25 protein-coding genes and 1 tRNA gene are annotated in these 22,558 nt (G+C 42.2%); 5 read left to right on the forward strand and 21 right to left on the reverse strand.

What is annotated here, in order from left to right; translation table 11 throughout:
• Positions 1-8: 8 nt before the first annotated feature.
• The gene (locus tag PP181_RS01290; RefSeq protein ID WP_272635681.1) at positions 9-503 is read right to left on the reverse strand and encodes a nuclear transport factor 2 family protein; all 495 of its coding nucleotides are present in this window, start codon (positions 501-503) and stop codon (positions 9-11) included.
• Positions 490-990: a hypothetical protein gene (locus PP181_RS01295; protein WP_154917471.1), complete on the reverse strand. Its 501-nt coding sequence runs from the start codon at positions 988-990 to the stop codon at positions 490-492. The genes PP181_RS01290 and PP181_RS01295 overlap by 14 nt, the downstream gene beginning before the upstream one ends.
• A gap of 65 nt (positions 991-1,055) precedes the next feature.
• On the opposite strand from PP181_RS01295, the gene PP181_RS01300 reads away from it, so the two are divergent.
• Positions 1,056-1,997, forward strand: coding sequence for an NAD-dependent epimerase/dehydratase family protein (locus PP181_RS01300; RefSeq protein WP_154917472.1), 942 nt, complete (start codon positions 1,056-1,058; stop codon positions 1,995-1,997).
• Positions 1,998-2,004: 7 nt separating this feature from the next.
• On the opposite strand, the gene PP181_RS01305 is transcribed toward PP181_RS01300, so the two are convergent.
• From PP181_RS01305 to PP181_RS01335, 7 genes are all read right to left on the reverse strand, one after another.
• Positions 2,005-2,766, reverse strand: coding sequence for an SDR family oxidoreductase (locus PP181_RS01305; protein ID WP_272635682.1), 762 nt, complete (start codon positions 2,764-2,766; stop codon positions 2,005-2,007).
• Positions 2,767-2,962: 196 nt separating this feature from the next.
• A complete protein-coding gene (locus tag PP181_RS01310) occupies positions 2,963-3,823 on the reverse strand; it encodes an HAEPLYID family protein (protein WP_419776348.1) in 861 nt (286 codons plus the stop codon).
• Between the two features lie 75 nt (positions 3,824-3,898).
• Positions 3,899-4,234, reverse strand: a complete 336-nt coding sequence (locus tag PP181_RS01315) for a hypothetical protein (RefSeq protein ID WP_272635683.1) — start codon at positions 4,232-4,234, stop codon at positions 3,899-3,901.
• 276 nt (positions 4,235-4,510) lie between these two features.
• Positions 4,511-4,963: a pyridoxamine 5'-phosphate oxidase family protein gene (locus PP181_RS01320; RefSeq protein WP_272635684.1), complete on the reverse strand. Its 453-nt coding sequence runs from the start codon at positions 4,961-4,963 to the stop codon at positions 4,511-4,513.
• 25 nt (positions 4,964-4,988) lie between these two features.
• Entirely contained in the window at positions 4,989-5,747 is a 759-nt protein-coding gene (locus PP181_RS01325; protein ID WP_272635685.1) for a nuclear transport factor 2 family protein, read from the reverse strand.
• Positions 5,748-5,759: 12 nt separating this feature from the next.
• Entirely contained in the window at positions 5,760-6,056 is a 297-nt protein-coding gene (locus tag PP181_RS01330; RefSeq protein WP_272635686.1) for a hypothetical protein, read from the reverse strand.
• A 271-nt stretch (positions 6,057-6,327) separates the two neighbouring features.
• Positions 6,328-6,921 carry a TetR/AcrR family transcriptional regulator gene (locus tag PP181_RS01335; RefSeq protein WP_154917477.1) on the reverse strand — a complete coding sequence of 198 codons (594 nt, stop codon included), beginning with the start codon at positions 6,919-6,921 and terminating at the stop codon, positions 6,328-6,330.
• 72 nt (positions 6,922-6,993) lie between these two features.
• Here PP181_RS01335 and PP181_RS01340 point away from each other — a divergent pair, with 72 nt between their 5' ends.
• Positions 6,994-7,428 (forward strand): cupin domain-containing protein, encoded by a 435-nt coding sequence (locus tag PP181_RS01340; RefSeq protein ID WP_154917478.1) that lies wholly within the window; start codon positions 6,994-6,996, stop codon positions 7,426-7,428.
• Between the two features lie 162 nt (positions 7,429-7,590).
• On the opposite strand, the gene PP181_RS01345 is transcribed toward PP181_RS01340, so the two are convergent.
• Positions 7,591-8,808 (reverse strand): serine hydrolase domain-containing protein, encoded by a 1,218-nt coding sequence (locus PP181_RS01345; protein WP_272635687.1) that lies wholly within the window; start codon positions 8,806-8,808, stop codon positions 7,591-7,593.
• Positions 8,809-9,179: 371 nt separating this feature from the next.
• Between PP181_RS01345 and PP181_RS01350 the strand changes: the two genes are divergently transcribed.
• On the forward strand, positions 9,180-9,314 hold the full coding sequence (locus tag PP181_RS01350; protein ID WP_272635688.1) for a hypothetical protein: 135 nt from the start codon (positions 9,180-9,182) through the stop codon (positions 9,312-9,314).
• Between the two features lie 502 nt (positions 9,315-9,816).
• Here PP181_RS01350 and PP181_RS01355 read toward each other — a convergent pair.
• From PP181_RS01355 to PP181_RS01400, 10 genes are all read right to left on the reverse strand, one after another.
• Positions 9,817-10,683: a sigma-70 family RNA polymerase sigma factor gene (locus PP181_RS01355; RefSeq protein WP_272635689.1), complete on the reverse strand. Its 867-nt coding sequence runs from the start codon at positions 10,681-10,683 to the stop codon at positions 9,817-9,819.
• A gap of 49 nt (positions 10,684-10,732) precedes the next feature.
• Positions 10,733-10,927: a small ribosomal subunit protein bS21 gene (locus PP181_RS01360; protein ID WP_272635690.1), complete on the reverse strand. Its 195-nt coding sequence runs from the start codon at positions 10,925-10,927 to the stop codon at positions 10,733-10,735.
• 583 nt (positions 10,928-11,510) lie between these two features.
• Entirely contained in the window at positions 11,511-11,675 is a 165-nt protein-coding gene (locus PP181_RS01365) for a hypothetical protein (protein WP_161598203.1), read from the reverse strand.
• A 391-nt stretch (positions 11,676-12,066) separates the two neighbouring features.
• Complete coding sequence (locus PP181_RS01370; RefSeq protein WP_272635691.1) at positions 12,067-13,422, reverse strand: TrkH family potassium uptake protein; 1,356 nt, start codon at positions 13,420-13,422, stop codon at positions 12,067-12,069.
• A gap of 55 nt (positions 13,423-13,477) precedes the next feature.
• Positions 13,478-14,845, reverse strand: coding sequence for a 30S ribosomal protein S6--L-glutamate ligase (gene rimK, locus PP181_RS01375; protein ID WP_272635692.1), 1,368 nt, complete (start codon positions 14,843-14,845; stop codon positions 13,478-13,480).
• Between the two features lie 2 nt (positions 14,846-14,847).
• Positions 14,848-16,374 carry a bifunctional GNAT family N-acetyltransferase/carbon-nitrogen hydrolase family protein gene (locus PP181_RS01380; RefSeq protein ID WP_272635693.1) on the reverse strand — a complete coding sequence of 509 codons (1,527 nt, stop codon included), beginning with the start codon at positions 16,372-16,374 and terminating at the stop codon, positions 14,848-14,850.
• Positions 16,375-16,495: 121 nt separating this feature from the next.
• Positions 16,496-16,822, reverse strand: a complete 327-nt coding sequence (locus tag PP181_RS01385) for a hypothetical protein (RefSeq protein WP_138256359.1) — start codon at positions 16,820-16,822, stop codon at positions 16,496-16,498.
• Between the two features lie 6 nt (positions 16,823-16,828).
• Complete coding sequence (locus PP181_RS01390; RefSeq protein WP_154918496.1) at positions 16,829-17,806, reverse strand: deoxyhypusine synthase family protein; 978 nt, start codon at positions 17,804-17,806, stop codon at positions 16,829-16,831.
• Positions 17,793-18,731 carry an agmatinase gene (speB, locus tag PP181_RS01395; RefSeq protein WP_272635694.1) on the reverse strand — a complete coding sequence of 313 codons (939 nt, stop codon included), beginning with the start codon at positions 18,729-18,731 and terminating at the stop codon, positions 17,793-17,795. The genes PP181_RS01390 and speB overlap by 14 nt, the downstream gene beginning before the upstream one ends.
• 22 nt (positions 18,732-18,753) lie before the next feature.
• Positions 18,754-20,205: an arginine decarboxylase gene (locus PP181_RS01400; protein WP_272635695.1), complete on the reverse strand. Its 1,452-nt coding sequence runs from the start codon at positions 20,203-20,205 to the stop codon at positions 18,754-18,756.
• A 477-nt stretch (positions 20,206-20,682) separates the two neighbouring features.
• Between PP181_RS01400 and PP181_RS01405 the strand changes: the two genes are divergently transcribed.
• Positions 20,683-21,393 carry a hypothetical protein gene (locus PP181_RS01405; protein WP_272635696.1) on the forward strand — a complete coding sequence of 237 codons (711 nt, stop codon included), beginning with the start codon at positions 20,683-20,685 and terminating at the stop codon, positions 21,391-21,393.
• Positions 21,394-21,447: 54 nt separating this feature from the next.
• Positions 21,448-21,519: transfer RNA gene (locus PP181_RS01410), tRNA-Arg, on the forward strand.
• Positions 21,520-21,753: 234 nt separating this feature from the next.
• Here the strand turns inward: PP181_RS01410 and PP181_RS01415 are convergent.
• A complete protein-coding gene (locus PP181_RS01415) occupies positions 21,754-22,557 on the reverse strand; it encodes an SDR family NAD(P)-dependent oxidoreductase (protein WP_272635697.1) in 804 nt (267 codons plus the stop codon).
• Position 22,558: the final 1 nt, after the last annotated feature.

Consider the following 22,558-nt stretch of genomic DNA (forward strand, 5'->3'; position numbering starts at 1 on the left):
ACGGTCCCTCAATTTTTACGTAGTTCCTCCAACAAGGCATTGTCCATGGCCTCCTTGATCTTGATCAACTCCCCAACATGTTCGTTGGGTACGGCAATTGACAGAACATAGTGGGCAATCTTCCAAGATCCGTCAATCTTTTTGAGGACCCCGGAGCCCCTACAAAGTTTCATTTGGGTGTCCAAAAGTTCAACGAACCACGCAAACTGTCCGGTAGCATCCACATAGACATTTCGTTCCACGGCCGTAAAACTCCATGCCCTTCCCTTGTCAAAATGGGGTTTTGCATACTCCTTGAATTCGGCCAATTGCCAATTTTCCGTAGCATCGGTACCGATAAAAACGGCATCATGGGTCATTAATCCGAAATACCCATCAAAATCAGCTTCGGCCGCAGCCCGATGCCATGCATCCAAGGTCTTTTCAATGGTTTTTGTATCGGTTTCCTGCCCTGTTGAAACCGCACATATAAGTAGAAACAGGATATAGCTATACGTCTTCATTTTCGATCAGATCGGTCGGTAGGGTATTATTTACGGTCACATCAAACTGCTTTCTCAGCGCATTATAGGCCGTAATGAGTTCCTTGATGGAATTTTCCGGGTTCAGTCGGTACTCCAAATCCCCCTTGGTTTTTAAAATATACGTTTTCACCACCTTTTGCCTGCCCTTCACCTGGGGAATATTGAACTCCGCCGGGTATTCGCTGGCTTCCAATAGCTTTTGCTTTTCCACCAAATCCTCAATGACCAACACCAAATCCTCCCGGAAGCCAATGGTGTAAATACGTTCAAAACTCTGGTGAAAGGAATAATACTCCTTCCATTGGGCCAAAATGGCATCGGACTTCGCATTTACGGCAACCACCGGGGGCAGCTCGTTGGCCATGGTCTCAAAGCTGGATTCGGCTACGTTGGCCGACTCTTGGACGACGTCTTTGCAGGAGCCCAAAAGCAACAGAAATAAAATAAAATACGGGAATTTTGGCATGGACCGAAGGTACAAATTTTAAGAAAAGGTATCTTTACCCCACAGGTCATTTAACTACATTTTTAATGGAAAAATACATTTTGATTATCGGCGCATGCGGACAGATAGGAACGGAGCTGACCCTTACCCTAAGGGAACGCTATGGGAACGACAAGGTCATTGCCAGTGATATACGGGAGGGCAGCGATACTTTGATGAATTCCGGGCCTTTTGAAATCTTGGACGCCACCAATTACGATACCTTGGAGGAAGTAGTCGCCTATTACGATATCAGCGAGGTGTATTTAATGGCCGCCATGCTCAGTGCCACGGCCGAAAAATTCCCCATGCGCGCCTGGAACCTCAACATGAATTCCCTTTTCAACGTGTTGAACCTGGCCAAGGAAAAAAAGATAAACAAGGTTTTTTGGCCTTCAAGTATTGCCGTTTTTGGCCCAAATACCCCCAAGGACCATACGCCACAACATACCATCATGGAACCTAGCACGGTGTACGGCATCAGTAAACAGTCTGGGGAACGTTGGTGCGAATATTATTTTAAAAAGTTCAATGTGGATGTGCGCAGTCTTCGCTATCCAGGACTCATTAGCTGGAAGACCATGCCCGGTGGCGGTACCACGGACTATGCCGTGGAAATCTATCACAAGGCCTTAAGCCAAGGGCGTTATTCCTGTTTTTTAAAGAAGGATACCATGCTCCCCATGATGTTCATGGACGATGCCATACGGGCCACCTTGGAATTGATGGAGGCCGATACAAAAAAGATCAAGGTGCGGTCCGCCTACAACCTTGCAGCCATGAGTTTTGATCCCGCGGAAATGGCCCGAAGCATCCAAAAGCATATTCCCGATTTCACCATCGAATATGCTCCCGATTTTAGACAGGACATTGCCGATTCCTGGCCGAAAAGTATCGATGATTCCGATGCACAGAAGGATTGGGATTGGCATCCGGAATTTGATTTGGACCGCACTACGGAAACCATGCTGGAAAATTTAAAATCCTAGCAATACCTTACAACATGGTACCGCCTGAGGCCTCAATGCGTTGGCCGTTGATCCATCGGGCATCTTCTGTGCATAAAAACGCGATCAAACCTCCAATATCCTCGGGTTCCCCTACCCGGCCCAAAGCCGTTACACTGGACACCATTTTTCGTTTTTGCTCGTTGGACTTGTTCTCCCCATTCCCAAAATCGGTTGCAACCGCACCAGGTGCTACCACATTGGCCCTGATTTTTCGTTCGCCAAGCTCCTTGGCCAAATACCGGGTAAATACCTCCACGCCACCCTTCATGGACGCGTAGGCCGAGGATTTTGGAAAGGTGAATCGGGCCAAACCGGAGGAAATATTGATAATGCCACCACCATCGTTCAAATATTTTAAGGCCTTTTGGGTCAAAAAATAGACGCCCTTCAAGTGAATGTTCATCATCTCGTCAAAATCCGCTTCGGTGGTTTCCAAAAAAGGTTTGTAAATGCCCGTACCGGCGTTGTTGATGAGAAAGTCGAAGTGGGTGCCCCCCATGGTTTCTTGAAGGCCTTCTTCCAAACGGCCATAAAAGGCATCAAAAGTGGAAACATCGCTTGTGTCCAATTGCAGGGCAAAGGAATTTACGCCCTGTCTTTTTACTTGTGCCACCACGTCCTCCGCTGCAGCTTGGTTGGAGTGATAGGTAATGACGACATCCAAACCTTTCTTTGCAATCTGCAGGGCCATATCTTTGCCCAGTCCCCTACTTCCACCAGTGATTACCGCTATTTTATTCATGCCCATAGTTCAATTGTTTTTGGTTTTCAAAGTTAGCAACCGTTTATCTCCAAAGGTGTCGATGGATATTCCGGTCAGATCTGTTTCTTTATCATCATCGGGCCATAAGATACACTCTTTTGTAATCTCAAAGCGTATGGTCGACTATTGAAATGCATTTGGGGACGTTTTAAAAAATATTCGATTACGTCCCCAAGCCCATTTATTTTCTTTTGTGCGCGGGTTCCCAAATCAGTCTAAGAAAGGAGCTTAAACGCTCATTTTCGCGACTCACAGGAATTCCCCCAACGATACCGATCATAAGATTATCGGCTATACCCAATCTCATCTGAGGTCGTATGGTCATGTCAAAATCCCTTCGGTCCATGGTCTTGTTGAATTCCACTCCAATAAAATTTCGGGTACCCGTTATCATATAATGAAAACTGGTATTGATGTCGTAGGTGGTGTGAAACTTTTGGGTCTCAAAATTTTGCGCTATCATGGGACCTGTATAGATTAGGGAATGAATATTGGTCCCCCATCGCTTTGCTACGACCAGAAAAGGATTATAGACATTTCCTGAAATTAATGGTGCCCCAAAATTTCTAAAGTTGGACAGTTCAAATTCGTTGATGTATCCCAAAGCCATGGAAGTGGCCATAGGTTCGCTCACAAAAAAGGACCATTGCGCAGCTATCTTTATACTGTTCAATTTGTTTGAAGGCAACGAATCCCTTTGGGTACCGTTTAGGGGCGAGTAAAAAGTGAATGGCAGCTCAACTTCCAGTCCCAACCGATCCATGGGGGCCCATTCGTACTCGATCAAAGCTTCGTAGGAATCAAACTTTAAATTATCTGTGAGTCCCAACCCTAGGTTCCATTCCTTTTCTCCCCTTCTGGCGCCCAAATCACGGATAAGATCAATATAAAGAGGTTCCGCATGCAGTACCTTATTGGGCTCTTTTTGGTTTTCCACCTGTTGAATATATAAACTGTCTTTTTCGGCATTTGAAATTTGGGCCATGCCGGTGGCCGAAAGTGTCCATACGAAGAAGAACACCCCTAATTTTTGAGTTTGCATTTTTAATTTGTTAAAGCATTAGAAAATAATCCCATGTCGCTTTTGCGATGGGAAACCAGTGTGCTGAAAAACAAATTAAACCTTGGGCGGAGGTGTAATCAATTGACCAAACCCGTGGGGCAAGTGCATTCGATAATTGGGAAAGGTCTTTATAGCGGTTTCAAAATTCGAAATATCCAAACCATATTCAAAAAAGAATGCTGAAATAAGATTTATTTTCACCTTGGAAGAAGTATTGTGCTCCTCCGTATCCGGGTCATCAAATTCCTCAAAAGCTTCCTCAAAACCCAATAACTGCTCCACCACAATTTCCACAATACTCTCTTGGTCATTAAAGGCAAGATTTTCTGGAATATATTCTGGCTTTGGGTCTATGGTATCCACACTAATGTTCAAAAGGTACACTCCCATGAAACCCCATAGAGACCTTATATAAACGCTATTTCTTAATTGACCGAACACGGGCCAAAATTACGATCCCGGCTAGACTTACCAAATGTTTAACCCATTTTTAACGTCAAGGGGTCTATGTCAGATCATCGGGCTCTATATGAATAAGGACATGTTCCAGATAGGGTATGACCTCCTTGAGATGGCCCTCTATTTCATGCCCTTCCCGTCTTCAAGAGACCGATTTACGTTGGTAGTTTTAGGTAAATCCCATTGCCCTTTTAGATATCGTTAATTTTAAAGCCCATAGGATTTTCTGGCACTTGCAATCTGTTCCTGCTCCGTGGTTTCAGGGTACAACAGATATCTTGGGGCGATGATGGGTTTTACCTGTTCCACGGTTATCCTCGTAATGGTCCAAAAAGGAAATTTCCCTTGGGTCATTTTTGTCAGTATCCCTTCCATTTCCGGGAAATTGGTGTGGGTTTTCGTAAGAATTTCCGCTTTGCCTTTCACCTGAAAGCCCTTTTGTACCAAAATATCCAGAAAGCTGATACATACCTTTGGATTCTGCTTTATGTTTTTTACCGATTGGGGCGAGGCGATGTTGGCCACGATGATACTGTCCTCTTGATATGCCGCAAAGATTTCCTTGGGGGAGACGTTGGGCAGGTTATCCTTGGATGCCGTGGCCATCCAGCACAAGACGCTTTTGGCCATACATGCTTTGAGTTCTTCGGATAGTTTCATTGGTATGGGTTTTTACGTACGGCTATTATTCCAGCCTGCGCATCATGGTCATGGTTCGAGTTACCAATCGCCACCTATCCTCAAATTTTAAAAAGGTACTTGAGAATCGGATTTTCCCTGGAACGGGTCTTCCCATAATGGTTCCTTTCATATCCAAAACGCCAATAACGATTCCAGTATTCCCGGAAAGGATAACCTTATCAACTTGCACCTTGATCTCGGAAACATTTACATTATCAACTCCGTTTATCGCCTGATCTTTGGTTTCCAACATACCATTCCCTGCAATCAACACAAATCCTTCGGTAGCACATTCCTCCAAAGGCTTTGTATTCTTATTCAAGGTATACTCTTTAAATAAGCGTTCGTTCAATGCCTTTAACTCGTTTTGAGTTTCTTGATTCACGTCCTGACCCAGTCCCATAAATGGAAGCCAGAGCAGCAAAAAGATACTTGTTTTCATGGTAGTTATATTAAGGTTTAAACTCATTTTAACTTCTTCATAGGTTTCCAAACAGGTATCCAAGTCGTTTCCGGTCGTATGGATGCATTCGCAGAATTGATATCCCGCTTCCTGGTTGGGGGCATCGGTGAATTGTTTTTTACAATCCTTTATCGAATTATGGGGCATCACTTCATGTCCGAATTCGGCGTAGGCCACAGTGCCCACCATCACCAAAAACACAAAACCCGCAAAAAGATAGGGAAATTTCCAACTGTATTTCTCCGGTTTTTGAAAGATTCCCAAATCCGAAAAGTAGTTCAGTGGCAGCAAATAGCGCACGCGGTCATAGTTTCAAACGATCAAAAATAGACAGGCCCACACCATGAGGGGCGCCGTGACATAAGACCCCTCAAAACGTACCGCATAGGAGAGGATCCAAATATTTACGATTATGGGAAAGTATAAGAGTGCGCCCAAGGTCATGGTTCTGGGAATCAACAATAAAATAGCGGCCAAAATCTGTGTCACGCCAATAAAGGTGTAATAATAGCCAGTATGGTGCAGGGCCTCTAGATAGGCTCCCATGGGATGTATGATGGACAGGCCACTGGCGAAGCGTTCCCCTATGATCTTTACCCACCCGGCCACCAAAAAGGCAAAGGCCTAGGAAACCCGACAAAAAATGGAAAACAACCAATACCAGCGGTTGCTTTTTATGTAGATGTAGAACTGTTCAAAGTGGGCGAGCATGGACTACGTGGTTTCCGCACCAAGGTAGTGAAACAAAACATACTCGTAATAGGTAGAATTAAGTCGAAAAACAAGGTATTTCCAAGAGGGCCTAAAATAATTATGCCTCAAATCACGGAAGAATTTATTTGTTTTTTGCCTCAGTTCTTTGTTGGCAATTGGCTTTTAACTATTCTTTGGAAGCTTCAAGTCCCTTGAATATTAGATTTATTCCCCATTTCATGAGTTCTATAGAGTCCTTGTTATTTAAGTTGCATACGTCTTTAGTAACAATGAGAGGCTCAATACCCATCAGAATTGTAAATAAGTTCGAAAGATTCTCCTTTTCTTTTTGAGTAAAATTTGTTTCTTCCAGAGCCATTTTCAATGTCATCGTTCTTCTAGCACCTCTTTTGATAGTCGAAGTGTTTGAACCTAAAACAACACTAATGTATTTTCGAAAAAGATTTTCATGATCTAAGGCTAGTTTGTTATAATAGTCTTGTATTTCGAGAATCTTATCATGGATTTCATTGCCTTTTAGGTTATTAAATAAATTCTCTGGGCTTTCTGTACTAAAATCTAACCCAGCTTCTGCGGCCAATATGTCAATATTTGAAAAGTATCTATATATAGTTGCTCTAGAAATACCAGTTTTCTTAGCAATGTCTTCAAGGTTGAATTCTAATCCTTTATTAAGGTAATATTGGGCACTAGCAAGGATTTTATTTCTTGTTTCTAACTTTTGATTGGTTCTGCCAGAATTTAAATATCTTTTATTCATGAGACAAATATCTCACAAAATTTGGATTCAAAAAAATTTACTCTTATGTTTGTGAGACAAATATCTCATAAAATGAATAAAAACAATACAAAATGGGTACTAGGGCACAAGGTAACACCTCATGAAACCACTGGAGATTATGATTTGATGTTAGCTGAAACCCCTGCCAAAATGCAAGGTCCACCACCTCATATGCATAATTCATTTAAGGAATCATTCCTAATCATTGAAGGTGAAATGGAGTTTATGGTAAACGGACATGTTAAGGTTATTAAGGCAGGAGAATCAGTAGATATTCCGCCTAAGACGTTGCATACGTTTGCTAATAAAAGCGAAAGACCTTGTAAATGGATAAATATTCATAGTCCTAAAGGATTTAGAGATTTTTTCGAGCAAATTGGTGTTCCCGAAAATGAAGAAAATGCTGTTGAGAAATCACTTGCTCCAGAGATTATTAATGAAGTGATGGCTACTGCATCAGAATTTGATATGATTATCAAGATTTAGCTTATTGCCAACGGTTAGTATATGAAAAGTAGGCGATTTCGAAGCACCAAACTTTCGGTTAAGCACCAACTTTGATACGAACGAAAAGCCTTGAATTTATTACTGTTTCGCCTATTTTTTATATACATTGTTGCCAACTGGCTTTTTTATTCAATAAATTGTTCAGTCAATTCTAGAATATATAACTTCAGAGAATTTGTCGAATAATTTGGTTGTTTCTATATGATTAAAAGGTGTATGTTGAGTGAAAATACAAGCTGTAACTCCAGATTTATAGTCAATGAAAAAGTAGGTGTTCATCATTCCGCCCCAAAAAACAGTTCCAGCTTTTTGTCCAGAGTCTTTTCCTTTATTGTCAATTGCCCAAGCCAAACCCCATTTCGTAGAACTTGTAGCAAGTCCGCTTAAATCACAGCAATATTCAGGATTGAAATAGTTTCCTTCACTATTCATATTTATATCTCCAATTTGGTTTTTAGTCATTTCTACAACTGTTTCTCTGTTTAGTATTTTAACATTATCAAGAGTGCCGTAATTTAATAAACATTTTAGCATTCGTATATAATCATTCGGTGTTGACCACAGACCATCATCTCCGCTGAATCTTGTAACTTTTTTCTTGGGTACCCGACCTTTATTTTCAGCCAATGGTTCTATCCCGTCTTTTCCTCGATTTCCTCTTGAAACAATATATTGCTTTAACGAATCTGGAACATTGAAGAATGTTCTGTCCATTTTTAAAGGTTTGGTGATGTTTTCTCTGAAATAATCTTCTAAAGTTGAATTTGAAACTTTTTCAATTACTTTACCAACCCATTCTAAACTCGTACCATATAAAAATTCTGTACCACTTTCAAATCTTCTTGGTGCATCGGGATATTTCCACTTCTCATAATCAAACTGCGACAATTCCAAATCTGTACAACAACCATAACCAAATCCAGATGTGTGAGTTAAGAGGTGTCTTAAAGTAATTTTGTTTTTAGCTTGGTTAAGCTTTCCGTTTGATAAAATTGGAATTTCAGTCATTTCAGGTACAATTGTACTTAAATCATCATCTAAACCAATTAAGCCTTTTTCAACTAATTGCATAGCGGCAACGCTTGTAATTAATTTTGTCATTGAATAAAGTCTAAAAATATGGTCTTTTGTGACATCCAAGTTTTCCGTCCAAATTGCTTTACCGTACACAAATGAAACTTCATCGTTGTTTGTATTAGATGCAATTGCAACAACTGCTGGTAAATCAGTTGTTTTTATCGACTTGTTCATAATCGATGTAACTTTTTCTTGGATAGGAAAAGTTGTACCTGTACTTTGTCCAATTCCGTAAATTGGAATTATAAATACTAAATAAAAGAGACTGTATTTAATTTTCATATCGATTTTTTAGCTTGTTGGCAACGATTGTATATAGTAACAAGTTACTATATTTCTATTTTAGGGGAAGTGCTTTAAAAATCCTATAAATAATTGGTTGGTGCAAATAAAGTTTTGGGTAATTAAAGGTATTAGGCCAGAACGGATTCTTCCTCCTCACTTCGTTCGTCGTTAGAAGGACAAGAACGGGGGTGTTCGTCGTCAGAATTATTATAAGTGCCGTGTTTTAATTCCTACACGTTTTACACCCAAAAGCTCCCCCTCCCTGGTTAGGGAGGGGTTTTTCGCTGTAGCGAAACGGGGAGGGCTGGGGTTTTTGTTCAGATACTTTTTCCATCGCCGAAAAAGTATCCAAAAAGGCTAGGCTGATTATGCGATACTTGAAACCCAAGAAATCCTTGGCCCGCATCGCCCAGGCCGTTTCCGATTGCATCGGAATACTTTATGGGCGATTTCCTTTTGCCCAATTCCAAGGCCTCCCGGATTTGCTACGCATCCCAAAATAGGCCGTTTTACCACCTAACATCAATTTGTGTTACATGGTACTCTTTAACATCCAAAAAAGCTGCCCTCCCTGGTCAGGGAGGGGTGTTCCGCTATCGCGGAACGGGGAGGGTCAATTACAGCATACTGTCAGTTCGGGTGGCGTCCTGGAAGAGACGCTGTATCGAGAACCCTAGTGTGTCCCGAAGCTTCTCGATACTAATTTTCTCGTGCCTCGAAAATTCACTCGAAGTGACAATAAAGCCATTTTTAGCCCAAAAAATGCATCTGTCCTAGAACAGTTTCCTCCTCCTCGCTACGATTGTCAACAGAATAAAAAAGAGGTGCGTGGTCAGAATTAAAAAACGGGAATGGATATGTTCATAAATGGGCATGGCCATATAACGACTACAAAGCACAGTGACTTCTAATGCTGCCTACTGAGGTTTTACAAGACGGGGTCATGCAATAGTGCCTGTAATGTGCCAAAGGCACTGGCCTTGGTAAAGCATACAAAAAGAGAATCTATACCAAATACTCTTTTAAAAAGGCTGTCTTTGAGGAGTTTTGCAACCGCTTTAGGGCCATTAATTTTATCTGCCTTACCCTTTCGGCCGTCAAATTCAGGTCTTGGGCTATTTGTTCAATAGACAGCGGATGTTCTTCCCCAATCCCATAAAATTGTTTGACAATATAGGCTTCCCGGTGGGAAAGTGTTCCCAAAAGGACCTCAATATCCGTTTGCAAAGAGGTATATACCAAGTTTTGATCTGGACGGTCAAAATGGTCTGACTGAAACAAATCATATAGATTGAATCCATCCTCATCGGCACCTAAGGATTTGTCCATTGAAATGGTCCAAGAATCCTGTTCCAAACAGGTATTGATTTCGGAAACGGAACGGTCAATGATATCGGAGATTTCTTCCGCCGTTGGGGGCCTTTGATGCGACTGCTCAAAACTGGAGCTAATATCGTTTATTTTATTGATCACGCTGATTTTATTCAAGGGCAACCGTACCATGCGGACTTTTTCATAAACAGCCTGTAAAATTCCCTGCCGGATCCACCATACGGCGTAGGAGATAAATTTAAATCCGCGGGTCTCGTCAAATTTGGAGGCCGCAGTTACAAGACCAATATTTCCCTCATTGATAAGATCGTGCAGATTCATTCCCCTAGATTGGTACTGCTTTGCGACCGAGACTACAAACCTCAAATTTGATAAAACCAATTTTTGAAGGGCTTCCTCGTCGCCATTTTTAATTCGAATAGCAAGCTGCACCTCCTCCTCTGCGGTAATCATTGGAATATGTTTGATATCGCTTAGATATTTGACAAGGGACGGGTTGTCCCTATTGGTAATCTGCTGGGATATGGTAAGTGCTCTCATAATGTCTTTTTAAGTGGTTGCCCCAAATAGATGATATTATCTCTTAGGACTATTCTTCCATCCGCAGCTTATAGTCCTTTAGATACACGGCCTTCGCACGTTGATCTCTTTTGGCCTTGGATTTTTTTGTATATTCATTGTTGGCCCTAATAGTTGACAACTGTTTGGTGCTCTTCACTTTGTTCCGATATCTCTTAAGGGCTCTGTCAATATTTTCACCAGAGATGACTTTAATTTTTAGCATGTTATTTCTTGTTTTTTGAATTTTACCACACCACTAGAGAAAGGATAATTCTAAAGAAGTTTTAAGAGCGGCATATTGAGATTAAAGCGACGCGAACTTCGTTTGTGGCTACCACCTACGAAATCTGGATTTTTTACGAGCGAAAAATAAGTAAGAAAAGGCCCTTTGATTGAATAAAGAAAAGGATGGGCTGTCTTTTTTATTTAAGGACAGGTATCATGCACGTCGATAATATTCACGTACGGTAAAGGAAAGGTTTTTAATTGGATTTGTTGGTTCTAATGTAAAGTATTTTGAAAATTGAATGGTGCTAAGGGTAAGTATTAGATTGAAATAACGTGTTTTGAGTTTTTTGAGTCCCTTTTGGTCAAATTCAGCTCGGGTTTAGCTTGAGCCGAGGAGAAAGTTCGAAATGACATAGGTCTTTTATAATAGTGTACAAGGAAGCATCTCTCCCAAAAAAGATGCTTCCTCCTCTCTTCTCTGTTCGCCGGATTGCCCAATAATCAGGAAATGTATCAAAAAGAAAAGCCCTTTCTAGAAGGGCTTTTCCTTTTGAGTTAGTTTCGTTTTAAACCTTAGATTATCTGGAAGCCTTAAAGCTGTATTCATGCAACCCCTTAAAGGTATTATGCGATTCCTGAATACCAAAAATATGGCAGGTCTCCTTTGTGGAACGGACTACAGGTCTTTGAAAAAATAAGTGTTTGCTATCGGCGTGCTGGGTGGGTCTTTGAAAAGATTTCATAAAGCAAGGTGTATCTGATTACTACTATTTTTATCGATTTCCTTAGGTTCAAACCTCCCGCGGGGCGTACCTTCAAAATCATCGGAATGCGACCTCTTAACTACATATCTATCATTTTGTTACAACTAAATGTATTCAAAAAAATAGTCCGAGTCTGGAATTTGATTCGGCCACAAATAAGAAATAATACTCTATCAATTTCGGTGGGCCGATTTTATCAAGATGTAATTTTTTGGCTCGTTTTTTTGTCAACTAAAAAGAGATACTTTCCCAAATACCAGTTCTATTTTAGGAATAAGCTACAACGGTACCAGTATAAGCTTCTCTAGAGCATCGGAATCGCAACCAAAGAATTGAAAATTTTATCGGACTTGACTGGAAAAGGTCGATTTCAGACCGCCAAATCGTCCTTGATCACCTCGATAGAATTACTTGATTTACGTTCCAACAACGCAAACCCAAACGTAAGTACCCCTACCCTGCCAATGAACATCAATACAATGACCATCAATTTACCCCATTGGGAAAGCTCGCCGGTGATTCCCGTGCTCAGACCTACGGTACCTAAGGAGGAAGCGACCTCAAAAAGGATTTGCCGTAGTTCAAAGGCTTCGGTAAAGGTCAGTAGAAAAGTGAACAGAAAAATGATGCTGGTATACAGAATGAAGGTGGACGTAGCCACATAAAGCCGTTCAAAAGGGATGGTCCTCTTGAAAAATGTTATCTGACGTTGCCCAAACAACCTACTTTTAAGCACGGATATCATCGCGGTCAAGGTCGTGATTTTCATTCCACCCGCCGTTCCGGAAGGTGATGCACCTATGTACATTAAAAATATGACCGATAACAAAATGGGGAGGCTCAATCCGCCCGTAGGAATGGTATTAAAACCCACCGTGGTCATGGCGGTCATGGCCTGAAAAAAAGACTCCGTCAATTTGGACTCGGACCCCTGAACACTCGGTTCCGCAAAATACACCAGCAGGGTCCCCAATCCCAATAGCAGTAAAAATCCATAGGTAATGATCTTAGTGGTAAAGGATAGTTTTTGGGACCGCCCGGTGATACGGTACCATATATCCGTAATTACGATAAAACCCAAGGATCCCGCAATGGCCAAAACGGATATAACGGTATTGATGAACACGTTGTCATTATATCCCTCAAAACTATCGTTGAACAGGCCAAAACCGGCAGTACAAAAGGCCGAAACACTGTGAAATACCGAAAACCAAATCGCTTTTAACGCTTCCATCCCTGATTGCCGAAACGCGATATAAAAACAAATGGCCCCCAGCACTTCCATGACCGTGGTAAAAACAACCACGCTCTTGATAAAATCCCTAATTTTTATGGTCTTGGGCATGGTAAATTCCGCCCCCAAAATTTTGTTGTGCCAGGCCGAAATGTTTCTCGTAGTGAACAGTAAATAGTACGTGGTCAAGGTCATGTAACCGATGCCCCCAATCTGGAACAGGGCCATGATGATGAACTGCCCAAAGAAATTATAGGAATCGTAAACACTTACCGTCACAAGACCGGTCGTGGAAATTGCCGAGGTTGAAATAAACAGATTGTCCAATAGGCCAACACTCGTTTTATGGAATATGGGAAGGGACAACAGGCCAAAGCCGATAACCGTATACAGAAAAAAACCCCACACCAAATTCATTTGGGGGGATTTGCTTACCTGGAACTTTTTATACCATCGAACAAGCTTGTCGATACGGTTAGTATGCTTTTTCATTCCATACATTTACGGCCTATAAAGGTACTTGCACAAACCCGATAAAGGGTGCTCATTAGCTAAACTTGAGCTTCCTTTCAATCGCCTTGATCATTTCATTGGCAATATCCTTGCCCGTAGCGTTTTCAATGCCTTCCAGTCCGGGGGAGGAATTTACCTCCAACAACAAGGGACCTTTGTTGGAACGGATGATATCCACGCCGGCGACGGCCAGATTCAAAGCTTTGGTAGCCTTTAACGCCAATTTCTTTTCCTCTTGTGTAATCTTGATCATGGACGCCTTGCCACCTTGGTGGATATTGGCCCTAAACTCGCCCTTTTCCGCCTGGCGCTGCATACTGGCCACCACCTTACCATTGACTACAAAACAACGGATGTCCTGTCCGTTGGCCTCCTTGATGAATTCCTGAACAAGGATATTCGTATTCACACTTTTAAAGGCATTGATCACACTTTCCGCTGCCTTGTTCGTTTCCGCCAAAACAACACCCTTTCCTTGGGTACTTTCCAACAATTTGATGATCAAGGGCGCACCGTTCACCATTTTGATCAAATCCTTGGTATCCATGGGCGATTTGGCGAATCCCGTGATGGGAATATGGATATCGTTCTTGGAAAACAACTGCGATGCGAAGAGCTTGTCCCGCGATTGGGTAATGGATTCCGCCGAATTCTGACAATACACACCCAAATTGTTAAACTGCCGTATCACCGCACAGCCGTAAAACGTAACGGCCGGTTTTATACGTGGGATGACCGCATCAAAATCCTTTAGGATATTACCTCCACGGTAGCGGATTTCCGGGGAATGCGCGTCCAGTTTCATATAGGCCTGTTCCACGTTCAAAAATACGATTTCGTGGCCACGGGCTTCGGCCGCTTCCATCAACCTTTTGTTGCTATACAGGTTGGGGTTGCTTGCCAATAAGGCGATTTTCAGTCCGGTTTTTTCCTTGTAATAGGGTTTGTATTTTTCCGTAATCTCCTCATCTGTAAATTCCTGGATCTGATAATTTACCGCCGGGTTTACAATGTACCTATCCGTCAAGGCCTCACGCCCCAACAACATCCGGAACTCCATCGTATCCCTATTTGCCAGGGTCAGTTCTATATCAAAGGTGTTATCGCCCATAGTAACGGGCGTACGTACTACCAAGCGCTCCTCAGATATACCACTGGAACTTTTCACCATCCTACGGTCTATCAACCGGGCCTCGCAGTTGATAGCAATACTACGGTTCTCCTGTAAGGGGTTCACCTCGAACTTTACCCATTCCTGGGCCCCTTTGTTCACAATCTTTAAATTGGTCGCCTGTATGGAGGAGGTCTTAGCGCCGGAATCTACCCTCGCCTTAATGGCCGGAACTCCCAATTCCTTAAAAACGCACCATTCCTCGCTACCTATGATCTTTAAATTTTCCAATATTATTTTTTTCTTAGTTCAAATATGTCCTTGCGGCGGTCCTTTAAATTCCGGACCGCTCCAAATTGATTGAGCTCCCTGAGCAAACTGATGTCCACATTGGCTATGAGGATCATCTCCGTATTGGGAGTCGCCTCCGCCTTAACGCCGTTCGTTGGAAAGGAAAAATCGCAGGGAGTAAAAACCATACTCTGAGCGAACTGGATGTCCATATTCTGCACATTGGGCAAATTCCCCACACTACCGGCAATGGCCACATAGCATTCATTTTCTATGGCCCGTGCCTGGGCGCAATTGCGCACACGGGAGTATCCGTTCTGTGTATCCGTCAGGAAGGGCACAAAAAGAATGTCCACCCCTTCGTCAGCCAACAAACGCGGGAGTTCAGGGAACTCCACATCGTAGCAGATAAGTACGCCAATTTTTCCGCAATCCGTATCAAAGGCCTGCAACTTCGTTCCTCCCTGTAGCCCCCAAACCTTGGCCTCGTCTGGGGTCACGTGTAGTTTTTCATAGCGCTCCAAGGAACCGTCCCTTCTACACAGGTACCCCACATTGTAAAGCTTGCCGTCAATAACTTCTGGCATACTCCCCGCGATGATATTGATGTTATAGGTAATGGAGAACTCCGAAAATTTCTGTACTACCAAGTCCGTATGCTTCGCCAGTTCCCTAATGGCCTCAGAAGTACTTAAATGATTGGCACTGGCCATTAATGGTGCATTGAAAAACTCCGGAAACAAGGCAAAATCCGACCGATATCCCGAAACGGCATCAATAAAATATTCGGCCTGTTGTAATAACTCATTTATATCCTTGTACGGACGCATCTGCCATTGGATCAAACCCAATCTTACGATTGTCTTTACGGTTGTGGCCACACCTGTGGGCTTTTGATAGTAGATATTGTCCCATTCCATCAAAATAGCAAAATCATTAGACTCAACATCCCCTTCTAAATACCCTTTCATTACCTTGGAAGGATGAAAATCATTACTTATCTGAAAATTTAATACCGGATCGTGGATTTCCTTACGACGAACTAAATCAATGTACTGTTTGGGCGTATACTCTTTAATGTATTTGTGGTAATTGGGCATCCTACCACCAAAAACTATACTCTTTAGATTCAGTTTTTCGCATAGTTCTTTTCTGTAATCATAGAGCCTTCTTCCCAAACGAAGTCCTCTAAATCCAGGAACAATAAACACATCAATACCATAAAGTACATCACCGTCTTCATTGTGGGTATTGAACGTATAATCCCCTGTAACCATTCTATAGGTATGTTCGCCTTCAAACTTGGAAAAATCCACTATGATTGAAAGGGCACAACCTGCCAACTTCCCGTTTATCTTGATGACGACCTGTCCTTCAGGAAACGTGTTAATCAATTTTTCTATTTGTTCCAAGGTCCAAACGGCATTCTGCATGCTGGTGTAAGAGGAAACCATAGCTTCCTTCAATTCCTTATAGTCCGAAAGGCTAAGGTATTCCAGCTCAATATTTTCAATCTCTTCTACTTTCATATCAATTTTAGGAGTGTGTTTTCAACGGACTTATTCCGATAAAAAAGTATGGGTTTAGGCCTACAGGACCCAAACCCAATATTCATATTTAGTTTACTGACTTTAAACCGAAATCCAAAGACTAATCGTCGTCCTCATCGCCATCTACCATATCCTTTGGATCTGGTTCCATGATTGCGTCGGGATCGTCGTCGTCAAAATCCTCATAGTCGTCCTCATCATAGTTTTCCATGGTATACTCCAACTTGGCACTGATCTTTACCAGGTATTTGGTGTCCTCCGTTAGAACCTCCACCGCCTCGATCCGCTCGCCTTGGGCGTTTTTAAAGGATATGATGTTACGATCATCATACCCATCTGGATAGCGCTCCACTAAAAGCTTCAACACTTCGGGGGTCAGCTTCTTAAAATCTACGATTACTTTTTTTAAATGTGCGTTCTTGTCCATAAATAATTAATAGTCCAAAAGATAAGCAAAAATTAAAGGTGCAACAATGGTCGCATCACTTTCTATAATAAATTTTGGGGTGTCTATATCCAACTTGCCCCAGGTAATCTTTTCATTGGGTACGGCACCTGAATAGGAACCGTAGCTTGTGGTACTGTCGCTAATCTGGCAAAAATAGCTCCAGAAAGGGGTATCCGTGCGTTCCATATCCTGATACAGCATGGGCACAACACAAATTGGGAAATCCCCCGCAATACCACCTCCTATCTGAAAAAACCCAATTCCGTTTTCGGAATTATCGGTATACCAGTCTGCCAAAAAAGTCATATACTCGATACCGGATTTCATGGTGCTGGCCTTCAGCTCTCCCTTAAGTACATACGATGCAAATATATTGCCCATAGTACTGTCCTCCCAACCTGGGCAGATAATTGGCAAGTTTTTCTCCGCTGCTGCATACATCCAGGAATCCTTCAAATCTATTTCATAATATTCCTCCAAAACACCTGAGAGCAACATTTTGTACATAAATTCATGGGGCAAGTAGCGTTCTCCCTTATCATCGGCATCCTTCCAGATCTTAAAAATATGCTTTTGCAACCTACGGAAGGCCTCTTCCTCTGGAATACACGTATCCGTTACCCTATTCAGTCCCTTTTCCAATAAATCCCATTCCTGCTGCGGCGTAAGATCTCGATAATTTGGCACACGCTTATAGTGCGAGTGTGCTACCAAGTTCATGATATCCTCTTCTAAATTGGCTCCGGTACACGAAATTATCTGAACCTTGTCCTGACGGATCATTTCCGCGAAAATCTTTCCCAGCTCCGCGGTACTCATGGCCCCGGCCAAGGAAACCAACATTTTGGCACCCTTGTTCAGTTGCTCTTCGTAGCCCTTGGCGGCATCCACCAAAGCTGCGGCATTGAAGTGTAAATAGTATTTTTCAATAAAATTGGAGATAGCTCCCTTATTCTTCGTCATCATTAAATTTTAAACTGTTGTTCGATTTATAGTCCACATCATAGGTATTGTCGTACTCCTCATCAGCGTCCTGGCCCATAAACTTATAACTCAACATCTTATAATACAACTTTGCGGCCACAAAATCCGAGGATTTAGCGGAAGGATTAGGGCAAAGTTCCACCAGATCAAAGCCTACCACGTTTTTCTCCTCAAAAACCTGTTTTAAGAACTCCAAGGTCTCGTACCATAAAAGCCCCCCAGGTTCCGGTGTTCCCGTAGATGGCATAATCGAAGGATCCAAAGCGTCCAGGTCAAAGGTAATGAATACATTGTCCGTCATGGCCTCAATGACCTTGTCCATCCAATATTCATCGGCCACCATCTCATGCGCGAAAAATGTCTTGTCCGCATCGATCAAGGTCTTTTCAATGGCGTCCATGGAACGGATTCCTACCTGCACCAAATTGGTAGTCTGACTGGCCTCATGGACAGCACAGGCGTGATTGTATTTGCTACCCGCATACGAATCCCTCAAATCTGCATGTGCATCTATATGTAGTACAGTAAGGTCATCAAAGCACTCGTTAAAGGCACGGATCGTACCAATGGAGATGGAATGCTCCCCGCCTACCAGGGTTACAAATTTATTTCGTTTTATATAGTCCTTGGTTATTTTGTGGACTTCGTTCACCATGGCCTCTGGAGAGGTGTGTCCTGCAATGGCATCGGCCAAGTAAATACCTTGTTCGTACACCTCGGTATCGGTCTCAATATCATAGCGCTCCATATTCTCGGAGGCTTCCAAAAAGGCCTTGGGTCCGTTGACCGTTCCCTTGCCCCAAGTCGTAGTGCCCTCGTAAGGCACAGGAATCAAAATAACCTTTGCGGTTTCCAGCTGTGCGAATTTGTCAGGTATACCTGCATAATTCTTTGATGTAGTCATCTTATTTAAAAATTAGAACTAATTAATTTGAAAGTTGTTTTTCCGCCTTTGCGGATTTTTTCTTTTTTGCTTTTTGATTGTCCCCATATCCTAAAATTTCCAAAAGATCCTCAGCGGTCTGTTGTGGACTATACAGGGTAGTTACCAGTTCACCATTCGCGTCCTTATCGATCAAGATATGTTTGGGCTGTGGAATCAAGCAGTGCTGCAGACCGCCAAAGCCCCCAATGGTCTCCTGATAGGCACCGGTATTAAAAAACCCAATGTACAAAGGTTTATCACGTTTGTACTTTGGGAGATAGATGGCGTTCATATTCTGCTCACTATTGTAGTAGTCATCGCTATCACAGGTAAGGCCTCCCAGCAAGACCCTTTCGTACTCATCGTTCCACCGGTTTATGGGCAGCATTATAAATCGTTTGTTAATGGCCCAAGTGTCTGGCAGGGTAGTGATGAAGGAGGAATCGATCATATTCCATTTCTCACGGTCGTTCTGCTGTTTTTGGTAGAGGATCTCATAAATGGCACCACCGCTTTCACCCACGGTAAAGCTCCCGAATTCGGTAAAAATATTGGGAACGGGTACATCGGCTTCTGCACAGGCAATATTGATCTGGTTCAAGATCTCATCCACCATATATTGATAATCGTATTCGAAGGCCAGAGAGTTCTTTATTGGAAATCCGCCACCAATATTCAGGCTGTCCAAAGAAGGGCAGATTTTCTTAAGTCGCACGTACACCTTTAGACACTTTACCAATTCGTTCCAATAGTAGGCATTGTCCCTGATACCGGTATTGATGAAAAAATGTAGCATCTTAAGCTCCACTTTATCGTTGTCCTTTATCTGGTTTTCGTAGAACGGCACTATATTTTTATAGCCGATGCCCAATCTGGATGTATAAAATTCAAATTTGGGCTCCTCCTCCGATGCAATACGGATACCAACTTTGAACGTATCATTAATACTATCCGAAAGAAGTTCTATTTCCTCATAATTATCGATGATCGGGATACAGTTGTCATGGCCGTTATTGATCAACCGGGCAATGTTATCGATATACTGCTCGCGTTTGAACCCGTTACAGATGACATAGGCGTCGTCCTTAAGTTTACCGTCCTTTTTCAACTGTTCAACAATGTTGATGTCAAAGGCGGAAGAGGTCTCAATGTGGATATCGTTCTTTAATGCCTCATGCATTACATGTTGAAAGTGTGAACTTTTGGTGCAATAGCAATAATGGTACTTACCCTTGTAATCGTTCTTTTTGATGGCATTTACGAACCAGTTCTTGGCACGCGCAATATTCTCGGATATTTTGGGTAGGTAGGTAAACTTCAAAGGGCTACCATATTCCTCGACCAAATCGTTTAGGGGAATATTGTGAAACTTCAAGTGGTCACCGTCTAATGTAAATTCCTCTTGGGGGAAAAAATAGGTCTGATCGATAAGATCAATATACTTGGTATTCATGTAAAAAAATATTTGATGTTTGAAAATACGGTTTAATAATTAATAAAATGTGCTCATATCATGTTAAGAAAACATGATGTATTTTCAAATCAAATAAGAATTTGTTTTTGGGTGGTGGGAATGAAAAAATAGATGTGCTGACTCTGCACGATCGAGGAGTTACATTCGGAAGTTAGCTTTAAAATTCGGTTGCTTATCTTATAAGCCATTTTTGGGTTTGACTTCCTAATTCCCAAAAACCCGAACATAGAAACAAATTGCATTATGTTCAGCTAAAGACCATGGCCTTACATTGAGTTAACCTCATATTTTAGGGCACAAATGAAAACAAAAAAATTGAAAAAACAACCGTTTTCAAACAAAATACGTTCAAGGACCAATAATTGTTCAACAGAGTCGGGTTTATGATTTTTTTAAATTTACAAAATATTTATATTCAGTATCTTACCAAGAATATTAATCAATATATCCATGGAAATGAAACATCTTAAAATAATACGAATACTACCTTTTGTGGTAATGGCCTTGCTGATATCCATGGCAAATGCCCAAATTGCGGCCGGTGTCTATCTTTCCGATCATGATAATACGCAGCACGAACTTAAAATCAACAAGGGTTATCTGACCTATTCGGTATACAAATTGGACCCGGCCGAATTTATAAAAACGGTAGGTGGGTTTTATACTGCGGATGAAAAGATGCTAAAAGTACAGCTCGAGTTCAATTCGGATTTTGAAAAGGACGGAATCAGGGCATTGGAAATGCCTTTTTCCATGGATGGAGATAAGATCATAATACACATGGAGGATGCCATAACCTTCGAAAAAAAAGAATCCTTGAACCAAGCCCTGGAAGGGCAATGGCTGTTTGCTACGCGTGGTCCCGATACGGGCCAAGAACGCCGGGGCGATGAAAACCCAAGGAAAACCTTAAAATTCCTGATGGACGGTCGGTTTCAATGGATTGCCTACCAAACAGAGACCATGGCCTTTTCTGGAACTGGGGGCGGCAGTTTTACTTCGGTGGACGGGGTCTATACGGAGAACATCGAGTTTTTCTCCCGTGATAACGATCGGGTAGGTGCCCGTCTAGAATTCAACTACGAAATCAAAGGTGACGATTGGCATCATACCGGCAATAATAGCAGGGGGGAACCCATGTATGAAATATGGTCCAGAAGAAATTGATGTAATTCCTTTTGCTTAAAATCCACAAAAAACCCTATTTTTGCCAGCCTATTTGGCCTCGTAGTTCAATGGATAGAATAGAAGTTTCCTAAACTTTAGATGCAAGTTCGATTCTTGCCGAGGCTACAAATAAATGCATATAGATTCACCGAAGGTGTTACATACGAAAATAAAAAAAGGACAGCTTGCTGGTCCTTTTTTTGTTGAAGTTTGTAAAGCCTTAGCTTTCTATATGCATTTTCAACATGAGACACAAAAGAAAAACGCGGTTATCTCTTGCCGAGGCTACTTTAAACAAAAAGTGGGAATCCTATTTCTCCTTTTTTTGTTTGCGTTTAATAGTTGAATTATTAGGTTTTGTTATTTTGCCCCACTATTCTTCAACTGGCTATCCATACTATCCTCCGCAAATTTCCCCTGTACGCTCCAGCCGCCATCTACGTAGAACAATTGGCCTGTCACATAACTGGACTCATCAGAAGCTAAGAATATAGCCGGCCCAATCATTTCCTCCGGTTCTCCGGTCCTTTGCATGGGTACCACCCGACCCCAATTTTCTTTATACTCCGGATCCTCATTCAAGTTCCGTTCCGTGTTTATTGGGCCCGGTCCAAAGGTATTCACCCTAATTTTAAACGGAGCCAATTCCACCGCCATTTGTTTGCTCATGGCCTCTATGCCTCCCTTACTGGTGGAATAACAGATGAGGTTCTTCACACTGAGTACAGAACAGATGGAGGATATATTTATGATACTACCGCCCTTTCCATTTTCTTTCATGAGGCGTGCCGCTTCAATGGAACAAAACAGGGTTCCCTTTATATTCAGGCCGATTACCTTGTCGAACAAGGCTTCATCGGTATCAAAAAAATCGCTCCAACCAGTAATTCCGGCATTGTTGACCAAAATATCCAATTGGCCATACTCCTGACGAATATAGGCGAACATTTTCCGAATCTCCGCAACCTTGGACATGTCCCCTTCGTACAACTCGGCTTTACCTCCCTTTTTTACGATATCGTTTACAACATGTCCCGCATAATCCGTCCCAGGCAAATCATTGATGATTACGGTAGCCCCTTCCGCAGCGTAACCTAAAGCAATTTCCTTCCCGATGCCCTTACCGGCACCCGTTACCAAGGCAATTTTGTTTTTAAGTCTCATT

Origin of the sequence: Maribacter sp. PR66 (assembly GCF_028464205.1) — a bacterium.
GTDB classification, from domain to species: Bacteria; Bacteroidota; Bacteroidia; order Flavobacteriales; family Flavobacteriaceae; genus Maribacter; species Maribacter flavus.

Excerpts from the sequence above, each read along its gene's own strand:
- PP181_RS01290 (WP_272635681.1), bottom strand. The coding sequence starts at position 503 with ATGAAGACGTATAGCTATATCCTGTTTCTACTTATATGTGCGGTTTCA.
- PP181_RS01295 (WP_154917471.1), bottom strand. The coding sequence starts at position 990 with ATGCCAAAATTCCCGTATTTTATTTTATTTCTGTTGCTTTTGGGCTCC.
- PP181_RS01300 (WP_154917472.1), top strand. The coding sequence starts at position 1,056 with ATGGAAAAATACATTTTGATTATCGGCGCATGCGGACAGATAGGAACG.
- PP181_RS01305 (WP_272635682.1), bottom strand. The coding sequence starts at position 2,766 with ATGGGCATGAATAAAATAGCGGTAATCACTGGTGGAAGTAGGGGACTG.
- PP181_RS01310 (WP_419776348.1), bottom strand. The coding sequence starts at position 3,823 with ATGCAAACTCAAAAATTAGGGGTGTTCTTCTTCGTATGGACACTTTCG.
- PP181_RS01315 (WP_272635683.1), bottom strand. The coding sequence starts at position 4,234 with ATGGGAGTGTACCTTTTGAACATTAGTGTGGATACCATAGACCCAAAG.
- PP181_RS01320 (WP_272635684.1), bottom strand. The coding sequence starts at position 4,963 with ATGAAACTATCCGAAGAACTCAAAGCATGTATGGCCAAAAGCGTCTTG.
- PP181_RS01335 (WP_154917477.1), bottom strand. The coding sequence starts at position 6,921 with ATGAATAAAAGATATTTAAATTCTGGCAGAACCAATCAAAAGTTAGAA.
- PP181_RS01340 (WP_154917478.1), top strand. The coding sequence starts at position 6,994 with ATGAATAAAAACAATACAAAATGGGTACTAGGGCACAAGGTAACACCT.
- PP181_RS01345 (WP_272635687.1), bottom strand. The coding sequence starts at position 8,808 with ATGAAAATTAAATACAGTCTCTTTTATTTAGTATTTATAATTCCAATT.
- PP181_RS01350 (WP_272635688.1), top strand. The coding sequence starts at position 9,180 with ATGCGATACTTGAAACCCAAGAAATCCTTGGCCCGCATCGCCCAGGCC.
- PP181_RS01355 (WP_272635689.1), bottom strand. The coding sequence starts at position 10,683 with ATGAGAGCACTTACCATATCCCAGCAGATTACCAATAGGGACAACCCG.
- PP181_RS01360 (WP_272635690.1), bottom strand. The coding sequence starts at position 10,927 with ATGCTAAAAATTAAAGTCATCTCTGGTGAAAATATTGACAGAGCCCTT.
- PP181_RS01365 (WP_161598203.1), bottom strand. The coding sequence starts at position 11,675 with ATGAAATCTTTTCAAAGACCCACCCAGCACGCCGATAGCAAACACTTA.
- PP181_RS01370 (WP_272635691.1), bottom strand. The coding sequence starts at position 13,422 with ATGAAAAAGCATACTAACCGTATCGACAAGCTTGTTCGATGGTATAAA.
- PP181_RS01380 (WP_272635693.1), bottom strand. The coding sequence starts at position 16,374 with ATGAAAGTAGAAGAGATTGAAAATATTGAGCTGGAATACCTTAGCCTT.
- PP181_RS01385 (WP_138256359.1), bottom strand. The coding sequence starts at position 16,822 with ATGGACAAGAACGCACATTTAAAAAAAGTAATCGTAGATTTTAAGAAG.
- PP181_RS01390 (WP_154918496.1), bottom strand. The coding sequence starts at position 17,806 with ATGACGAAGAATAAGGGAGCTATCTCCAATTTTATTGAAAAATACTAT.
- speB (WP_272635694.1), bottom strand. The coding sequence starts at position 18,731 with ATGACTACATCAAAGAATTATGCAGGTATACCTGACAAATTCGCACAG.
- PP181_RS01400 (WP_272635695.1), bottom strand. The coding sequence starts at position 20,205 with ATGAATACCAAGTATATTGATCTTATCGATCAGACCTATTTTTTCCCC.
- PP181_RS01405 (WP_272635696.1), top strand. The coding sequence starts at position 20,683 with ATGAAACATCTTAAAATAATACGAATACTACCTTTTGTGGTAATGGCC.
- PP181_RS01415 (WP_272635697.1), bottom strand. The coding sequence starts at position 22,557 with ATGAGACTTAAAAACAAAATTGCCTTGGTAACGGGTGCCGGTAAGGGC.